The 15,856-nt window shown below is 56.0% G+C and carries 10 protein-coding genes; 5 read left to right on the top strand and 5 right to left on the bottom strand.

What is annotated here, in order from left to right:
• Positions 1-477: 477 nt before the first annotated feature.
• From RSSM_RS15765 to RSSM_RS15750, 4 genes are all read right to left on the bottom strand, one after another.
• The gene (locus RSSM_RS15765) at positions 478-1,206 is read right to left on the bottom strand and encodes a CAP domain-containing protein (RefSeq protein ID WP_008680650.1); all 729 of its coding nucleotides are present in this window, start codon (positions 1,204-1,206) and stop codon (positions 478-480) included.
• 288 nt (positions 1,207-1,494) lie between these two features.
• On the bottom strand, positions 1,495-2,904 hold the full coding sequence (locus RSSM_RS15760; protein ID WP_236621176.1) for an ankyrin repeat domain-containing protein: 1,410 nt from the start codon (positions 2,902-2,904) through the stop codon (positions 1,495-1,497).
• Positions 2,905-2,973: 69 nt separating this feature from the next.
• Positions 2,974-4,311: a DUF1552 domain-containing protein gene (locus tag RSSM_RS15755; protein ID WP_008680648.1), complete on the bottom strand. Its 1,338-nt coding sequence runs from the start codon at positions 4,309-4,311 to the stop codon at positions 2,974-2,976.
• A gap of 60 nt (positions 4,312-4,371) precedes the next feature.
• Positions 4,372-6,882: a DUF1592 domain-containing protein gene (locus tag RSSM_RS15750; protein ID WP_236621175.1), complete on the bottom strand. Its 2,511-nt coding sequence runs from the start codon at positions 6,880-6,882 to the stop codon at positions 4,372-4,374.
• 252 nt (positions 6,883-7,134) lie between these two features.
• Here RSSM_RS15750 and RSSM_RS15745 point away from each other — a divergent pair, with 252 nt between their 5' ends.
• The 5 genes from RSSM_RS15745 (at position 7,135) to RSSM_RS15725 (ending at position 15,587) form a co-directional block, all read left to right on the top strand.
• A complete protein-coding gene (locus tag RSSM_RS15745) occupies positions 7,135-8,562 on the top strand; it encodes a condensation domain protein (RefSeq protein ID WP_008680637.1) in 1,428 nt (475 codons plus the stop codon).
• A gap of 498 nt (positions 8,563-9,060) precedes the next feature.
• Positions 9,061-11,061, top strand: coding sequence for a protein kinase domain-containing protein (locus RSSM_RS15740; protein ID WP_044302709.1), 2,001 nt, complete (start codon positions 9,061-9,063; stop codon positions 11,059-11,061).
• Between the two features lie 395 nt (positions 11,062-11,456).
• Entirely contained in the window at positions 11,457-12,902 is a 1,446-nt protein-coding gene (locus RSSM_RS15735) for a sulfatase (RefSeq protein WP_008680628.1), read from the top strand.
• Between the two features lie 314 nt (positions 12,903-13,216).
• A complete protein-coding gene (locus RSSM_RS15730; protein ID WP_236621174.1) occupies positions 13,217-13,870 on the top strand; it encodes a sigma-70 family RNA polymerase sigma factor in 654 nt (217 codons plus the stop codon).
• Positions 13,818-15,587: a serine/threonine protein kinase gene (locus RSSM_RS15725; RefSeq protein WP_236621173.1), complete on the top strand. Its 1,770-nt coding sequence runs from the start codon at positions 13,818-13,820 to the stop codon at positions 15,585-15,587. Before RSSM_RS15730 ends, RSSM_RS15725 begins: the two co-directional genes overlap by 53 nt.
• Positions 15,588-15,654: 67 nt before the next feature.
• Here the strand turns inward: RSSM_RS15725 and RSSM_RS34140 are convergent, their stop codons facing one another.
• A complete protein-coding gene (locus RSSM_RS34140) occupies positions 15,655-15,825 on the bottom strand; it encodes a hypothetical protein (RefSeq protein ID WP_008680623.1) in 171 nt (56 codons plus the stop codon).
• Positions 15,826-15,856: the final 31 nt, after the last annotated feature.

Below are 15,856 nucleotides of genomic sequence, written 5' to 3'. Positions count from 1 at the left end.
CCCCTCTGGCACTGTTTGAATTTGGTTTGTTCAGCGGCCGGAACGGGCCATGGCATGAACGGAAGCGGGCGGTTCCATTCATCCAATCCACCACCCAATTCCTCCACGCCCCAACGTGGCGTTCTTGTTCTCAACACGCCCTAACTTATTCCAGCCCAGGCCAACGGCCTGGGAACCGGAATTAAATCACACCGCCAAGCCCTAACGGGGGCGACCCTAACTCTAATTCACGAAGGTTAGGGCCGCCTCTTTGAGGCTTCGGGATTGAATCCCCCAAGGAGTTGCTTTGGGCTGACAGAGCGTTGCCCTTTGGGCTGTTCTCCTGCGTTGTAATATGTGTCACCCATGTCTACCAACAGGTCTTACCATGATCCGGTTGCGAATCAGCCGATCGGCGTTAGCCGCGGTTGGTGCGTAATAACCGGGGACAACGCCCACCGGCGGATCAAACTACCCAGTTCAAATAGATGCTCCGCGCTATTGCACTTCGGTGGGCGACCGCTGCATGAGTCCTGCGTCGGTGATCGTTAAAGTCGCTGATTGCTTCAGCGTGATTGCTGAATCGCTGGCTTTGAGACGCAACTTTGTCGGAAAACAACGATTCATCGTCACGACACTGCGCGGTGGCATTTCGACTTGGTCTGTCGAGTCGTTCGTGTCGACCACGAGAGTTTGTGTCTGTTCCGATTCGTTTTTCACGGTCAGGTCGATCGCCGCTGATTTAGGGCGACCAAAGAGTTGCACGGCATAGTAGGTAACGCCGTCGGTGCTCGACACGGCGACTCCGGTTTGGGTTATGTAGTCGGCGAGCATATTCTCGCGGTGGGGTGGCGATTCGATCCATCCCGGTACAAATACGTCGCTTAGGCTCTCTGCGGTGATGTCGCCGGTGTTGGTTCGGTAGGCGATGTTCTCTCGCACGACGCAGTATTCATAGCCGGCCTCTTTGGCTCGCTCGGCGGGTGTTTTGCCGTCTGCGTGATGCCCGTATTTTCCGGTCTCCGCCATGAATGACGCGAACCGTTTTGCGGTTTTGGTCAGACTCGATTCTCGCTGCAACGGAGGCAGATCATGCTCTTTACGAAAAGAGTTGGTTTCTTTGACGATCGAGTTTTCAACTTGCTCGCTCAGCGATTCTTTTGGTGAATCGGCATGCAGGGTAGTGAGAGATAAAAAGAGCACGCACATCGCACTGAGGTATCGCATTGGTAGTCCTTGCAGTCATCGGATCGTTGTCAACGAACGAAACCGGATCCACAAAACCTAATCGCGGTCTTGATATCTCGTTCGCGTAGCAGGTCGGACAGAGTGCGATTTCCGTGCCGAGATTTCAGCATGCTGTGACTTTGCATGCGCTGACTCAGCGTGGTGCGTCAAAGCCTAATGTTAGGGTAGCGGAACTCGCCAAGAGTTTCGGCAGAGCTCGTCAATCACCGAAAGTCTTGGCGGCGTGCGCTACGCCGATGAACCCTCTTTCTCGATCGTGACGCACCCTTAGTGGCTGACTTCTTGTAACGCATCGATGGTGGCGGGATCAGGTTTGAAAGATCCCGGTCGATAGCCTTTGGCGATATCCATCGGGGTCCACCCGTATTTGTTCTTATGATCCCAGGCCTCTTGTTTGGCGCCGAGTTGAGCAACGAGGCGGATCGTTTGTGGGAAACAGCGATAGGCCGCGCCGTGCATCGCGGTTTCTCCGTTTTTAGCGACCGCGTTGATGTCCAAGCCCAAGTCGACAAGCATGCGGACTGCCTCATCAACCTCTTCGGGCGTTCCTGCGTGCTCGCCGACGTGATCGGTGCCGATGCCGGCGGCGGCCATCAACGCATTCACGCCGTCTGCGTTGGCCAGGTGCGGGTCGGCTCCCAATTCCAAGAGCAGTCTCATAAGCGGTAGATCGACTCGCTGCGCGGCCAATAGAAACGGCGTTGCTCCTCGAGGGTTGATCAGCCCCTTGGCCGCCTTTCCTCGGCGAAGTTGTAGGTTCACATCCGCACCAGCGTCGACGATCTGTCGAACGAAATTGAGTGAGGAAAGCCCGCCGCTGCCTCGCGGTGCGGGGTCGCCGGCAGGGTTGTCTCCTTTGCCGGGACGGCGTACCCAGCACAACGCATGCAGCGGTGCATACTCGCTGGACTCGCGGTTGGGATCCGCGCCGCGGTGAATCAATTTCATTGCGAGTTCGTAGTGGGCGCTCTCAACCGCCAACATCAACGGTGTCATCCCTTTGCGTGGGTTGCGTCCGTTGGTGCGTTTGGGGGCCATGGTCGTGTTCACGTCTGCACCGCGTTCGAGCAGTGTCATCGTGGCCTCGATCCGGCCTTGCCGTGCGGCGAAACAGATCGCAGAGAAGCCGGACGAGAGCGTCCGATCGAGTTTCGCATCGTTATCGAGCAGCAGGTTGATCACGTCGGCATGGCCTTCGGCGGCGGCAAACATCAACGACGATTGGCCGGCACGTTCGGTCGCTTCCACGTCGGCATCATGTTCGATCAGGAGGCGACACAATTCCACGTTGCCGCCCCGCGAGGCGAGCATCAATGCCGTCATCTTGCCCGGAAGTCTCGCGTCCGGATCGGCGCCGTGCGTGAGCAGTGCTTTTGAGATTTCGACATTCCCGCTGCGGCACGCGATCGATAGTGGAGTGACGTCAAAGTACGTGACCGCATTCGGGTCTGCGCCTTCGACGAGAAGCCGACGCGTGTATTTTGCGTTTTCGTGAACAACGGCCCAGTGAAGCGGCGTCATGCCGTCCGGTTGAGACTGCTGCAACAGGTCGCTGACGTCTGATGATGAGTCGAGTATTGCATCTGAAAGCGTCCAGTCTTGACGCTCGACGGCGTCAACCAAATGAAACGCCGGAGATTTCGCAGCGCAGTTCGGTGAGTCTGAAATCGTTGTCACCGTAAATACGGCCAAAGCGATAGCGAGGCTGGCGCGTCGAGGCGCGAAGATGTTCCAACCGTACATGGATTAAACCCCGAATAACGCGTCGACTTGTCCGGTGCTATCGGCGAATTGCTCGAGCGGCACGCCGACTTTGTTGAGCAACGTCAAATGGAGGTTGGACAGCGGTTCGGGTTTCTCGTAACGAAGATGACGTCCGCCTTGCATGTTGCCGGCGGCTCCACCGGCGACCAAGATCGGCAGGTCTTTGTGGTCGTGTGCGTCGGGATCGCCCATGCCACTGCCGTACATATACAGCGAGTGATCAAGCAGCGTTCCGTTGCCTTCCGGGATTGAGTTCATCTTCTCGAGGAATTCGGCGAACAGCGAAACGTGGAACTGATTGATTTTTGCGATCTTGGCGAGTTTGGCTGGGTTCCCACCGTGGTGCGTGACCGGATGGTGTGGGTCGGGAACGCCGATTTCTGGATAAGTTCGCGTGCTGGCTTCGCGTGCGAGTTGGAAAGTGACGATTCGGGTTATGTCGCCCTGGAAGGCGAGCAACTGCAGGTCAAACATCAAACGTGCGTGATCCGCATAAGCCACCGGAACGCCGACGGGACGATCGAGGTCCGGCAACGGGTTCTCTTTGGCGGTCGCCATCGAGCGATCAATTCGACGTTCGACTTCGCGAATGCTTTCGACGTATTGGTCGATCTTGTTGCGGTCGCCTCCGCCGAGTTGTTGTTTGAGTCGTTTGATCTCGACCGCGACGCTGTCGAGAAGGCTCGCTCTGCGGCGCATCGCTTCGCTGCGTTGCAGCGGCGTGCCTCCTTCGCCAAAGAGTTGTTCAAACACGATCCGTGGATGTGCTTCCGACGGCAGTGGCGTTGTCGGAGAGGACCATGACAGGTTGTTTTGATAGACGCACGCGTATCCGTTGTCACATTGGCCGACGGTCGACAAAAGGTCCATCGCCAGTTCGAGCGAGGGCAGTTGGGTTTGGTGCCCGAATTGCTTCGCCGCGATTTGGTCGACAGTGGTGCCGAGGTAATAGTCGCTGCTCTCGGTCAGTTTGGCTTGTGCGGCACTTAGGAACGCCGCGTTGGACGTCGCGTGAGACCCGGGGTATGCGTTCTGCAAATCCATCCCGGTGATCACGCATAGTTGATCTTTGACCGACTCGAGCGGCGAGAGACTCGATGGCAAATCGTTGAGCGTGTCGTCTTTCGGTTTCCATTCGGCCGGGTTGTATCCCATCGGTGTGTAGATGTAACCGATTCGCCGAAGGTTGTCGCTCGCCGCGGGCGTTTGATCTTCCGCCGTCAGCGTTGGCACCATTGCGTCTAGCAGCGGTAACGCGATTGTGGTTCCCAGGCCTCGCAACATGGTTCGACGGGGTAATGATTTCTTTTGCAGAAACATGGGCGGGCCTTTGATCACAGAGGGGATTGGATACAGAAGGGATGAATTGCAGGGGCGGGGTTATAGGCGGGAGCGATACTGAAACGGTCGGCTGGCAACGACCGATTGAATAATCGCCGAGATCCGAAAGTCGTCTTCTCTCGCGTCCCGGACGATCTCGCGAACTGCTGACGCGTCGTCGTGAGTGACGAACCGACCGAGAGCAAACGTCATCAGTTTTTCAGTGAAGCAACTGACGAACATCTCTGGGTTTTCAAGCAAGCTTGACTCGAGATCTTCGACACCGTTGACTTCCGTTCCATCAGGCAGTGTTCCCGAAGCGTCGATCGGATGCTCTCCATCATACGTTCTCCAACGACCGACTGCATCATAATGATCGAGCGAGAATCCGACCGGGTCGATCAACGCATGGCACGACGCGCAGGATTCATTTTCGCGATGCAGTGCCAAACGTTCGCGGAACGTCGCCGGCGTGATATTCGATTTCTCTTTCAGCGTGGGGACGTCGGGCGGAGGAGGTGGCGGTGGCGTCCCGACGATGTTTTCGAGAATCCAGTTCCCGCGGATCGTCGGCGAGGTGCGAGTGGCATACGAGGTAACCGACAGGATGCTGCCGTGACGCAAAATCCCACCACGATGAGAACCGGGGGCGAGGTCGACTTTACGAAATTGATCACCCAGGACGCCGGGAATGTCGTAGTGCCGAGCCAATCGCTCGTTGAGAAACGTGTAGTCGCAATCGATTAACGTCAACAGGCTCGCGTCGGTTTCGAGAACGTGTGCGAACATTGACGCCGTCTCACCACGGAAGGCGCGGCGGAGGTTTTCATCGAAGTCAGGGAACAGTCGCAGGTCCGGCGTGATCGCATCGAGATTTTTGAGATACAACCACTGCGAGGCGAAGTGATCGACGAGACTTCGTGAACGCGAATCGGACAGCATCCGGTCGACTTCATCACGTAAGACGTTCGGATCGGATAGTTTTCCCGACGACGCGAGGTTCAGTAGTCGGTCGTCAGGCAGGCTGCTCCAAAGAAACGCCGCGAGTCGCGAGGCGAGTTCGAAGTCGCTGATCCGAATAACTTCTGTTTCCGTATCGGGATCAACTGGTCGCTCGACGTGGAACAAGAAGTTCGGGTTTACCAAGATGGACGCGATCGCGCGTTCGATTCCCAGTTCGAAACGATTCTGCCAACTCAGTTCGCTGTCTTGGTTCGGATCGATCGCGTCCTCAAAGAATGTCATCGCCGTTCGCACGTCATCGTCAGTCACGTCGCGACGAAACGCAATTCGCGTCAAACCGCGAAGGATGGAGTCGGCCGCGGCGAGTTGGTCTGCGGTGTCGGATGATTCCGGGCGAGTGGCAAAGATGCGTCGGCGACTCGGCGTGTCGATAGTGTTTCGGTTGCGCGCCTCGTCGAAATCTTCGTCGACCGATAATGGGCCAACGATTGAAACTTCAAACAACGCGGGCTGTTGTCTCGGATGTCGGTGTCGGTTGTACGCGGAATCAAAAGGTTGCCGTTTGATTTCCAGCAGCGAGTCGCCTTGGCTGACGAAGGCGACCGCGATGTCGTGAGGTCCCGCGGTGATCGGCACTCGGACGTTGAGGTTCGCGTCGATCAGAGTATCGTCGCGGTTGCCTTTGGTCGGAACGAGCGTCCAGCGGTGAGTAGGTTTGCGATCGATCAACACGTCGAGATCGTGAGGCCGGTACAAACCTTCGATCATTTCATCACGATCGCGAGTCAATCGTACCGCGATTTCATAAATCCCCGACTCCGCGAACGTGTGCCGGATATTGGTTCCGCCGCGAGTGCCGAGAGGAAGCCCGGCGATGTGACGTTCCTGAGTCAAGTCGGCAGGCAACCGAACGTTGATTCCCATCGGAACACCGGCCGGCCGCCCGACTGCGATGCGGCTGATCTGTTCCGCGGCGGTGAGATAACGGCTCATGAGCGACGGGGACAAATCGCCCACGGTGATGTTGTCAAAGCCACCGCTCGATTCATCCTTGGGCAACCAAGATGTAATGTCGACTTCCACACCGAGCAGATCGCGGACGCTGTTTTGATACTCGGTACGTGTCAGTCTTCGCAGCGAATCGACCGGCGGAATCCGCGGCGCCTCGGCGGCTCTTGCGTCAAGGATACGCCCGAGTTGTTCGGTGATATTTTGGTATTCGTCGATCGACGGGCGGTCCGCGTCTGCCGGAGGCATTTGCCGCGACGCGATGCGTTTGAGGGTGGTTTCCCATTTCGCGAGTGAAGCCGAGTTTTCCGAAAAGGCTCCGGCGGCGTGCGAGTCTACTGCGTCGTTGTCTGACTCCCAATCGACGTCCGACAACGGCACCGATTCCAGGTCGAGGTCCGCGATCGCATCCGCCTGATTGTGGCAATCCATGCAGTACTGGTTGATGAAGGACTCCACCTGTTCGAGCGACTCTACATGCTCGAGTGCTCCCGCCTTTTCGAGCGACTCTGCCTGCTCAAATTCCGCAGCCACGCCGATCACCGGCGTCGTCAGGACCCACAGCGTGAGGACACGTCGAATTTCCCGAAAAAACGTCACCGTTGTCAAAGGAATCCTAAAAACCATCCTAAAACCCGTAAATCTGGGATCGATCTGACTATTTTCGAGGGGTGGTAATCCATCGCGGGTTACCTTTTCGCGTCAGGCGGGCTTTTCGCGTTGGGAGGGGCATGACATCCGCGGGCAAGCCTGCGCGTTCGCTCAATCGGGCAAAGCGTGTAGCAGCGTTCCGCTTCGTTTGATCCGCAGAAACATTTCATTACCTCGCCGCATGATTGCGGGAGCGTTTTCATGTCCACATTAGAAGCCCCTCAGGTCGCCGCCCCGGCACGTTCGCCTCGACTGTTCCCACTATACCTGACTCCGTTCGAAGAATACATGTTATGGGACGATCGCGCGGATTTTCCGATGACGTTCGTCGTCAAAATGGAGTTCGACGGTAAGGTCGATCGCGACGCAATCACTCAGGCACTCGGCTTAGCACTGCAGCGTCATCCGTTGTTGCAGGCGATTGTCAAACCTGCCAAAGGCAATCGCGATTGCTGGGTAGCGGCGCCGGATCCGGAAGTCAAAATCTCTTGGGGAGAGATCGGTGAACCTCTGGAGTTGCCTCGCGGTGAGTTCATCGATTTGCGATCAGAGGTCGGTCTGCGAGTTTGGATTCGTACCGCAGACGACCGCTGCGTCGTCACCACGCAATTCCATCATGCGACGTGTGACGGTATCGGTGCGTATCAGATGCTCGGCGACTGGTTGTGGCATTACGCCGACCTCGTGGGTGAACCGATTGAGACGCCGTTGCCCGAGTTTGATCCGTTGCAACTGAGGATGCGAGTCAAAGCATCGTATAATATCGAGCGTTATCGGCGAGACGATGGCAAGATCGAGTTCGATCGATCAGAAGCGTACAAACTCGCGATCCAAACAATGCGATCGCTCGCTCCAAAGTCGAAGCAAAAAAGTTGGCCAGCCGTGCAGGCGGAAGGGCAACCGAACGCAGAACCCGAACCGCTGTTTCCCGGGCTGTGTGATTTCGAATTCGATAAGAAACGGTTCAAACAACTGCGGCATGTCGCCGAAGCCCGCGGACAATCGACCAATGAGTTGCTGATTCAACAACTGCTCGTTTCGCTCAACAGTTGGAACACTGATCAAGGCGACCGGCGTGGCGGCCAGTTCTGCATCATGATGCCGATGGATCTGCGAGAAGCCGACACCCGTTTGACGACCGCCGCAAACTTAGTCACTTATGCCTTGATTCGCCGGCCAAGAAGCGAATGCGTCGACTCGCCTGAGTTGATCGATTCGTTGTCACAGGAACTGCTGAAACTGAAGCACACGCGTCACAAAACACCGTTCATGAATGTGATGGCGTTCCTAGTCAAACTGCCCACTTGGCTGAAGCGAGGCTTTGCCGGCCACCGCCGCTTGGCCACCGCGATCGTATCGAACACCGGTGACCCGACGAAGCGATTCAGTGTTTCCTTCCCGAGCGAAAAGGGAATGTTGAAGGCGGGTAACTTGCGGATGACCGACATCAACGGTGTACCGCCGATGCGTCATGGGACACGCCTTACGATCTCGGTCTTCACGTATCGCCGCGTGCTGAAGATCTGTTTGCGATGTGATCCGAAGGCGTTCAGTGTGGCGGACTCTCGCGAGTTTCTGGCTCACTACGTCGCCTCGATCGAAAACCTCATGGCTGAGGCGTCTGCCTAGACAGTTGAATTCTGGCCATGCTCGGGGCTTCTCCTGCCCCGCATGCGGCGCAGCTTTGTTGCATCCCCAGTTGCACAACGCCGATTCGAGTGGTGTCCTTCTCTGCGTGCAAGTGCGTGCGTCCTGTGAATGTGCGTTTTTTCGTTTGCATCGATGGCTCGCCGAACTTCCCCGACGTCGGGTTGCTCTGTTGTTCGTGGATGACTACCGCCATTAATCTGCGCCAAACCCGTAGCGAAAAGTAGCCAAGACTTTCGGTGAATCACGAGCCTTCGCGATACTCTTGGTGAGTGTCGCTACGCGAGAATGAAGCTGTCGCAGACCGCCAGCTCAGCATACATTTGTGCAGAGGTTTCACCTTGAAATGTGAAACGAGCGTATTGCATCCACCCAAGCGGAGGGTATGCTGTTCGTATGTAAACGTGTGCTTTTGTGTTTTTATCAATGCGTTTTATTCGTTGAGGCGTCAACTGTGGGGGTATCGGGGACGTGGATCAGATGATGCGGGGAACATCGCGCGACGGTAGTCGACATCCTCGCTGGTTGGGCCTGTTTGTCATCGTCGCGTTGGTTGGTTTCGACCTAAGATTCGATTTGCCGCTGCTAGCGACCAACGGAATTCTGCTCGTGCTCTTGGGAGGGATCTTCCGAGATCGTGAGCAGCGTGTCCTCGCGTTGACGGGCGTGATCTCGCTGACCGTCGATAGTATTGCTCAGGCGTACTGGCATCAGGCCGTGCCATGGTTTCGCATCTTGATCGCGTTGATTTGCTTTTGGTTGTGGTATCGGTTGCGACAGTCGGCTTCCGAGCAGGCCGATAGCGCGCGGCAAAACCATCTGCAGCAAGACCATCTGCCACCTGACCACGTGCAGCAAACCGCGACGCAGCAGGAGATCAATGACGCCCGTGTGCTCGATGTCGGTTCGCAGCCCAGTGAGGGTTTGGAAGAAGCGACATCCTCTGGAGAAGGTTGCCATCTGACTGGTTTTTCCAGCGGCAACACTGACGAGAGTTCGCTGCTATTGGTTGATCCGGATTGCAGTCCTCGCAGCGACCGTATGCACCCCACGTCCATGTTGGTCAGGTTGATCGATACGGGAGTGTTTTCGCGTAGTGAGTGCGAAGTCATCACGTCAATTTTGAACGACGCTCCCAACCTGGAACTGGGACTGCAGCGGTGTGTTCTGTATGGAAAGTTAACGGGGTTCCAAGCCGATTGCATCGCCGACAATGCTGAACGTCGTTTGCGAGTCGGCCGCTACACGCTGCTAACCGAACTGGGAAGCGGAGGAATGGGGACGGTCTATCGAGCGTTCGATCGAGATCGAAACGAAGAAGTCGCGCTCAAACTGTTTCAAAACCTCGGGCGACATCTACTGTTCATTCGCCGCGAGATGTCTGTCCTGCAGGAGTTGGCTCACCCAAACCTCGTGACCGCATATGAAGTCGGGGACGCGGACGGGTTTCATTACATCGCGATGGAACTGCTAAACGGTGATAACCTCTTTCGTATCGTAAAACGAAACGGACCGTTCGACGAAGCAACCGCACTGGAATCCGTTCATCAAGTCGCTCGGGCGATGCATCACATGCACGATCGTGGCGTGGTCCATCGTGACATCAAACCGAGCAACGTGATGCGGTTGGACTCGGGACGTTACAAACTGATGGATGTGGGCATCTGCCGACCGTCGGGAACGTTGTGTGAATTCGATTCGTTCGATCTCGGGGACTCAAGCACCTACGGAACGATCGGCTATGCCGCGCCTGAGCAGCTCGACCGAGAAGGCAAGGTCGACTATCGGTCGGACTACTACAGCCTCGGCAGTTTGCTGTTCTTTCTCTTGACCGGGAAGTGCTATCTCGAGGGAGGATCCCTGCGAGAGCGTTTGCATTTGCTCTTGGTCGAACGTCGTACGCGAGACCTGTCGCAGTTCGGCTTCTCCCCACGCGTCACTGAACTGTTGCAAATCCTTCTGCAATACGAACGAGAGGATCGTCCGCAGAGCGATGAGGAGGTTTTAGAACTGTTGTGTGACCACTCTTTCTCGCAGGATGATTGCCGGATTACCGTGATGGTCGTTGAGGATAACCCAACGGACGTCGCCGTCGCCCAGCGGGTTTTGGACCGCTCGAATCATTCCGTTGATCTTTTGCATTCGCCGACCTTGGCAGGTTTATTGCGATTGTTGGATGAGCACCCGGTCGGGCCCCATTCTCCAACCGTGATCTTGCTCGATCTCAATTTGCCTGATTCGCCCGTGGAGGAAACTCTCGCCGCGATCACGCAACTCACCCAAGAACAGGTCGGCGTCATTGCGGTTTCCGGTGATGACTCGACCGAGATCCGTCAGCGATGTTTGCAGGCGGGAGCGATGGAATTCGTCTCCAAAAACATGACAGATAGCAAGCAGTTGGAACGGGCTATCTTCACGACGGCGAGCCGGTTGCAGGTAAACCGTTCTCTTCTCTCCAGCAGCACCGAAGCGTCAGCCTAGAAGATCAACGCTACGTAGGTTCAGAAAGCTCATTCGCTGACCCGCGGTTCGGCAAACCTCTCTCGCGTATTCCCACGCGGGTGAGAACGAGCATGCCAGCGAGTTCGAGCATCCTGCCGGGCGTATGACTAGAATTTGTCGTCGTCATCACTCCCGATTGCGAAGGCAAACCTTGGCCGAAAACAACCTGGGCCGATGACGCCGTGAATCGACTCGCAGGTTCGTGTTGCCCTATAGACTGCGTCGACGCCATTCGGCCATGAGTTCTCGTGCGTGGTTCTGAACTCGCGTTCGCGTCGCGGCTTTCGCGCGGACGTGTGGGAGTGTCCACAATGTCTTATGCTCTTATTGCGTCGCCCCACCAACGCCTTCTTCATCAGAGTCACTACTAGCCCATGCTTCACTATCTCGATCTACCTCTTGGCAAGTCCTCGCAGTGTTTGCTGGCCGCCATTATCGCGTTTGTTGCGTGTTGCCTTTCTCCGGTGTACACGGTGGCAAAACCGAACATCGTATTGATCGTTGCGGATGACGCGGGGTATGCCGACTTCGGTTTTCACGGCAGCAAGGTAATCCGGACGCCACATTTAGATCAGTTCTCGGAGCAGAGCATGCGTTTCGAGCAAGCTTACGTGACCGCTGCGGTTTGTGGCCCTTCGCGTGCCGGAATTCTGACGGGCCGCTATCAACAACGGTTTGGTTATGAGGAGAATAATGTTCCCGGCTACATGAGCGATTCATGCTTGCCGGATGATGAAATGGGGCTGCCGTTGGATCAAACGACCGTAGCCGATCGATTGAAGAAGCTCGGCTATCGCACGGCACTGATCGGCAAGTGGCACCAAGGGAACGCAGAGCGTTTTCATCCGTTGCATCGTGGTTTCGATGAGTTCTACGGTTTTCGTGGGGGAGCGAGGAGCTACTTCGCGTTCGGTCCAAAGAATCGAAACCCACGCAAGGAAGATCGTCTCGAACGCGGGTTGAACAGCTTTGCCGAATCGGATCAATACTTAACCGACGCGTTTGCTGACGAAACGATTGCGTTCCTTCGCCGGAACCAAGCCAGCCCGTTTTTCGTGATGCTGTCCTTCAATGCCGTTCACAGTCCGATGCAGGCGGAGAAAAATGATCTCGCGAAATTCCCTGAACTCAACGGCAAACGCAGAACTTTGGCCGCCATGACATTGTCGATGGATCGAGCTTGTGGTCGCGTGTTCGATGCGTTGGCCGAGTTGGGGCTCGAGGAAAACACGATTGTTGTTTTCACCAATGACAACGGCGGTCCCACCGATAGCAACGCTTCGAACAATGATCCGCTCAGCGGCACCAAGGCGAACCATCTCGAAGGCGGCATCCGCGTCCCATTCTTGATGCGGTGGCCGGGCGTCGCGTCTGCGGGATCGGTCTTCAAACATCCGATCAGCACGCTCGATCTCTTGCCAACCTTTGTGGCCGCCGCAGGAGGAGAGGTTGAGTCGCTCACCTCGATTGATGGTGTTGATCTGCGGCCGTATGTGACCGGCGAAACGCAAGACCGACCGCACCAAACTTTGTTTTGGAAGAAAGAGGCTCGGGGGGCCATCCGCGACGGCGATTGGAAACTGCTTCGCTACCCAGACCGGCCTGCCGAATTGTATTACCTGCCCGATGACATTTCGGAGGTAAATGATTTGGCGGCGGTGCATCCGGAACGTGTGCGGGATATGTTTAGGAAACTCTTCGAATGGGAAGTAACTCTCAAACGTCCGCTATGGCAACTTCAAAGAAAATATGAGGCAGCGGCGATGGAACGGATGGATACGTATCGCAAGCCACTCACTCATGTCGACGAGGCTCATTAGTCATCTACGCTAGCTCTCTTCTCCGGCAGTGGATCTTGTTAAAGATCCCTACGCAGCAGGCTCTTTGACAATATCAACTACCCCCTACCCGAAATCCAAGCTGCGTCGGAATACGAGAACACTCGAACGTATCCGCGGTACAGTCGTTGTCGCCAGATAGGCTAGAATCCGGTATTTCGGAATCACGTGGTCCCGCCAAACACAAACAATGTGCTCCGGTGCCCTTCTGCCCGACTGCCGTTGGATCGGATGATCCAATTTGCTGCGTGACGATGTTCGAGGAGGGGCGTTTCGTCCTGAAGGTGTCTGCGAAAATGGCAAAAACGAATGGCGTGACTCACTGGATCGAACAGGTCAAAGTGGGCGACTCGCGCGCAGCCGATCAAATTTGGCAGCACTATTTCGACCGACTGGTACGGTCAGTTCGACGCCGGATGCAGGGACAGAATCGTGCGGTTAGCGATGAAGAAGACGTCGCCCTGAGCGTTTTCGATAGTTTTTATGACGCCGCTCAGCAAGGACGTTTTCCCGACTTGGCCGATCGGGATGACCTGTGGCATCTGCTGTTGCGGATGGCCGCCCGCAAGGTGGTGGACAAACACCGACGTGACCAACGCGTTCGACGCGGGGGAAACGTGGACGTTAGCTCGCTTCAAGCGACAAATGACGCCGATGATCGTTTCATGGAAGTGATCGGGAACGAACCCTCACCCGAGATGGTGTTGATGACCCAAGAAACGATCGAGAATTTTTTTTCTCATTTGGGTGTCGGGCAGCTTCGAGATTTGGCGGGTGCCAAGTTAGAGGGATACTCGAACGCGGAAATGGCCGAGCGTTTTGGGTGTTCGGAACGGACGGTTGAACGTCGTCTGCACCTGATCCGACAAAAATGCCAACAGGAAATGAACGCCAGCGATGAACATTCGTCAGAAAAACCTACCGGTCGCGATCCTGCAACAGATCGATGACCACTGCGAGCGATTTGAAACCGCGTGGCAGTCAGGCGAACCGATTGCGATCGAGTCGTTAATCGCCGACGTGGACAATGGAGGCCAACGAGAGCTCTTGCTGGCGGAGCTTATCGCGTTGGATCTTGATTATCGAAAGCAAAAGGGCGAGTCGCCATCGCAGGAGGAGTACAACGTTCGTTTCCCGGAGCACGCCGGTGTTGTTGAGGATGCATTCGCGGCGGAGAAACGGTCCGCTTTGCCGTTTGCACCACCTTCGGTCGACCGAGTCGCAAAGTTGTTTCCGAGTCTGCAGGTGATCGAGTTGCTCGGTGCCGGAGGGATGGGCGCGGTTTATCGGGCCAGACAACCGGGGCTCGATCGCGACGTCGCGTTGAAATTGCTGCCGGAAGAGTTTCATCACGACGCTCGGTTTTCACTGAGGTTCACACGCGAGGCTCGGGCGCTCGCGAAACTGAATCATCCCAACATCGTTTCGGTGTATGAATTCGGGAATATCGGTGAAGCGTATTACTTTTTCATGGAACACGTCGACGGAACAACGCTGCGAAATGTTGTCCAGTCCGGTGAACTGTCGCCCAAGCAAGCTCTAGCCATCGTGCCGCAGCTTTGCGATGCACTGCAGTACGCTCACGATCAAGGCGTGATCCATCGAGACATCAAACCGGAGAATATCCTTTTAAACCGAAACGGCGAGGTGAAGATTGTCGACTTTGGGTTATCTCGGATCATTGGCAACGCCGATCAGACTTCACCTTTGACGGCAACTAATCAGGTCATGGGGACCCCGCGTTACATGGCTCCGGAGCAGTACGATGGCGTTCACAACGTCGACCACCGCGCAGATATCTATTCGCTGGGAGTTGTCTTCTATGAGCTGTTGACGGGTGAGGTACCGTTGGGACGGTTTGCACCGCCGTCGAAGAAGGTGTCGATAGACGTTCGTTTGGACGAAGTCGTCTTGCGGTCGCTCGAAAAGGAACCCCGTTTTCGATATCAGGCCGCCAGTGATGTGAAGTCGGATCTGCAGTCGATTGCGAACTCTGGCGAAGTCTCAATGGCGGTCACGTTAGACGCCGATCTGTCTCGGCCCTCGCGCGAAGCGATTTCCGAGGCGCGATCTGGCGAGCAGTCGGGACCGGCGGCGCGGATGTTGTTGGATCGTCGCAACTTGATGAGCCAAGTCCAGGCGTCGCTGCGGCCATTGTTTGCGTGGCAGATGTTCCAGATCTTCCTCGGCGTTACGCTGATCGTCTTGGGGGCGTTTTGCTGGACACGGAATGTGGATGTCCCGCACCGGTTGGTCTCTGGGGTGATCCTGCACGTTTACGGCGTTGCCGTGATCGCTGCCGCAATCGCCGTCATGGTCCGAATAAAACGAATCGACTATTTCCAGCCCATTGAAATGGTACAGGGAAGAGTTTCGGACGTGCAAAGCATTTACTTGCGTCTGAGTCCGCTGATCGGGTTCCCGTGGTGGCTAATGTGGATTCCAACGGGAATCGCCGCCGGATTTGACCAAATTATGCATCCCAATTCACTGATCCCATCTCTAATCGTTGGATGTGTTGGGATCGGTGTGTCCCTGTGGGCGTTTTATCATGTCCAGCGGGCAGGACGAGAAAACCGTCAAAGCTGGAAAGACAAATTTGCAGGAGCGAGTCTTCGCAGCGCTCGCAAACAGCTCGACGAAATCGCCGAACTGGGAATCCGGTGAATGGAATGGTTACTCGTGCGGCGTGATAGGTGTCTATCCGAAGGGAAGGCCGATAGCGGCCGGTTCCCTACTCGTCACTCGATGGCTCGTGGTATGGTTGCTCTTCTTTGAGCTCTGGGTGAGCCTCGAGGTACTGTTCGACATCGGTTGAGTCGTAGGCAAGCTCAGGTCCCGATTCTTGGCAACCGATGGCGCTGAAGCATGCGATGAACAGGAAGGAGGTGATGACGTATTTCATTTGACAAAATCTCTTGGAAAAAGGAAAACAG

It is taken from the genome of Aporhodopirellula sallentina SM41, assembly GCF_000346505.1.
GTDB lineage: Bacteria > Planctomycetota > Planctomycetia > Pirellulales > Pirellulaceae > Rhodopirellula > Rhodopirellula sallentina.
The sequence above is the reverse complement of the archived record's forward strand: the minus strand, read 5'-3'. Positions and strand labels throughout refer to the sequence as shown.

Excerpts from the sequence above, each read along its gene's own strand:
- RSSM_RS15725 (WP_236621173.1), top strand. The coding sequence starts at position 13,818 with ATGAACATTCGTCAGAAAAACCTACCGGTCGCGATCCTGCAACAGATC.
- RSSM_RS34140 (WP_008680623.1), bottom strand. The coding sequence starts at position 15,825 with ATGAAATACGTCATCACCTCCTTCCTGTTCATCGCATGCTTCAGCGCC.
- RSSM_RS15745 (WP_008680637.1), top strand. The coding sequence starts at position 7,135 with ATGTCCACATTAGAAGCCCCTCAGGTCGCCGCCCCGGCACGTTCGCCT.
- RSSM_RS15735 (WP_008680628.1), top strand. The coding sequence starts at position 11,457 with ATGCTTCACTATCTCGATCTACCTCTTGGCAAGTCCTCGCAGTGTTTG.
- RSSM_RS15755 (WP_008680648.1), bottom strand. The coding sequence starts at position 4,311 with ATGTTTCTGCAAAAGAAATCATTACCCCGTCGAACCATGTTGCGAGGC.
- RSSM_RS15730 (WP_236621174.1), top strand. The coding sequence starts at position 13,217 with ATGGCAAAAACGAATGGCGTGACTCACTGGATCGAACAGGTCAAAGTG.
- RSSM_RS15740 (WP_044302709.1), top strand. The coding sequence starts at position 9,061 with ATGATGCGGGGAACATCGCGCGACGGTAGTCGACATCCTCGCTGGTTG.
- RSSM_RS15765 (WP_008680650.1), bottom strand. The coding sequence starts at position 1,206 with ATGCGATACCTCAGTGCGATGTGCGTGCTCTTTTTATCTCTCACTACC.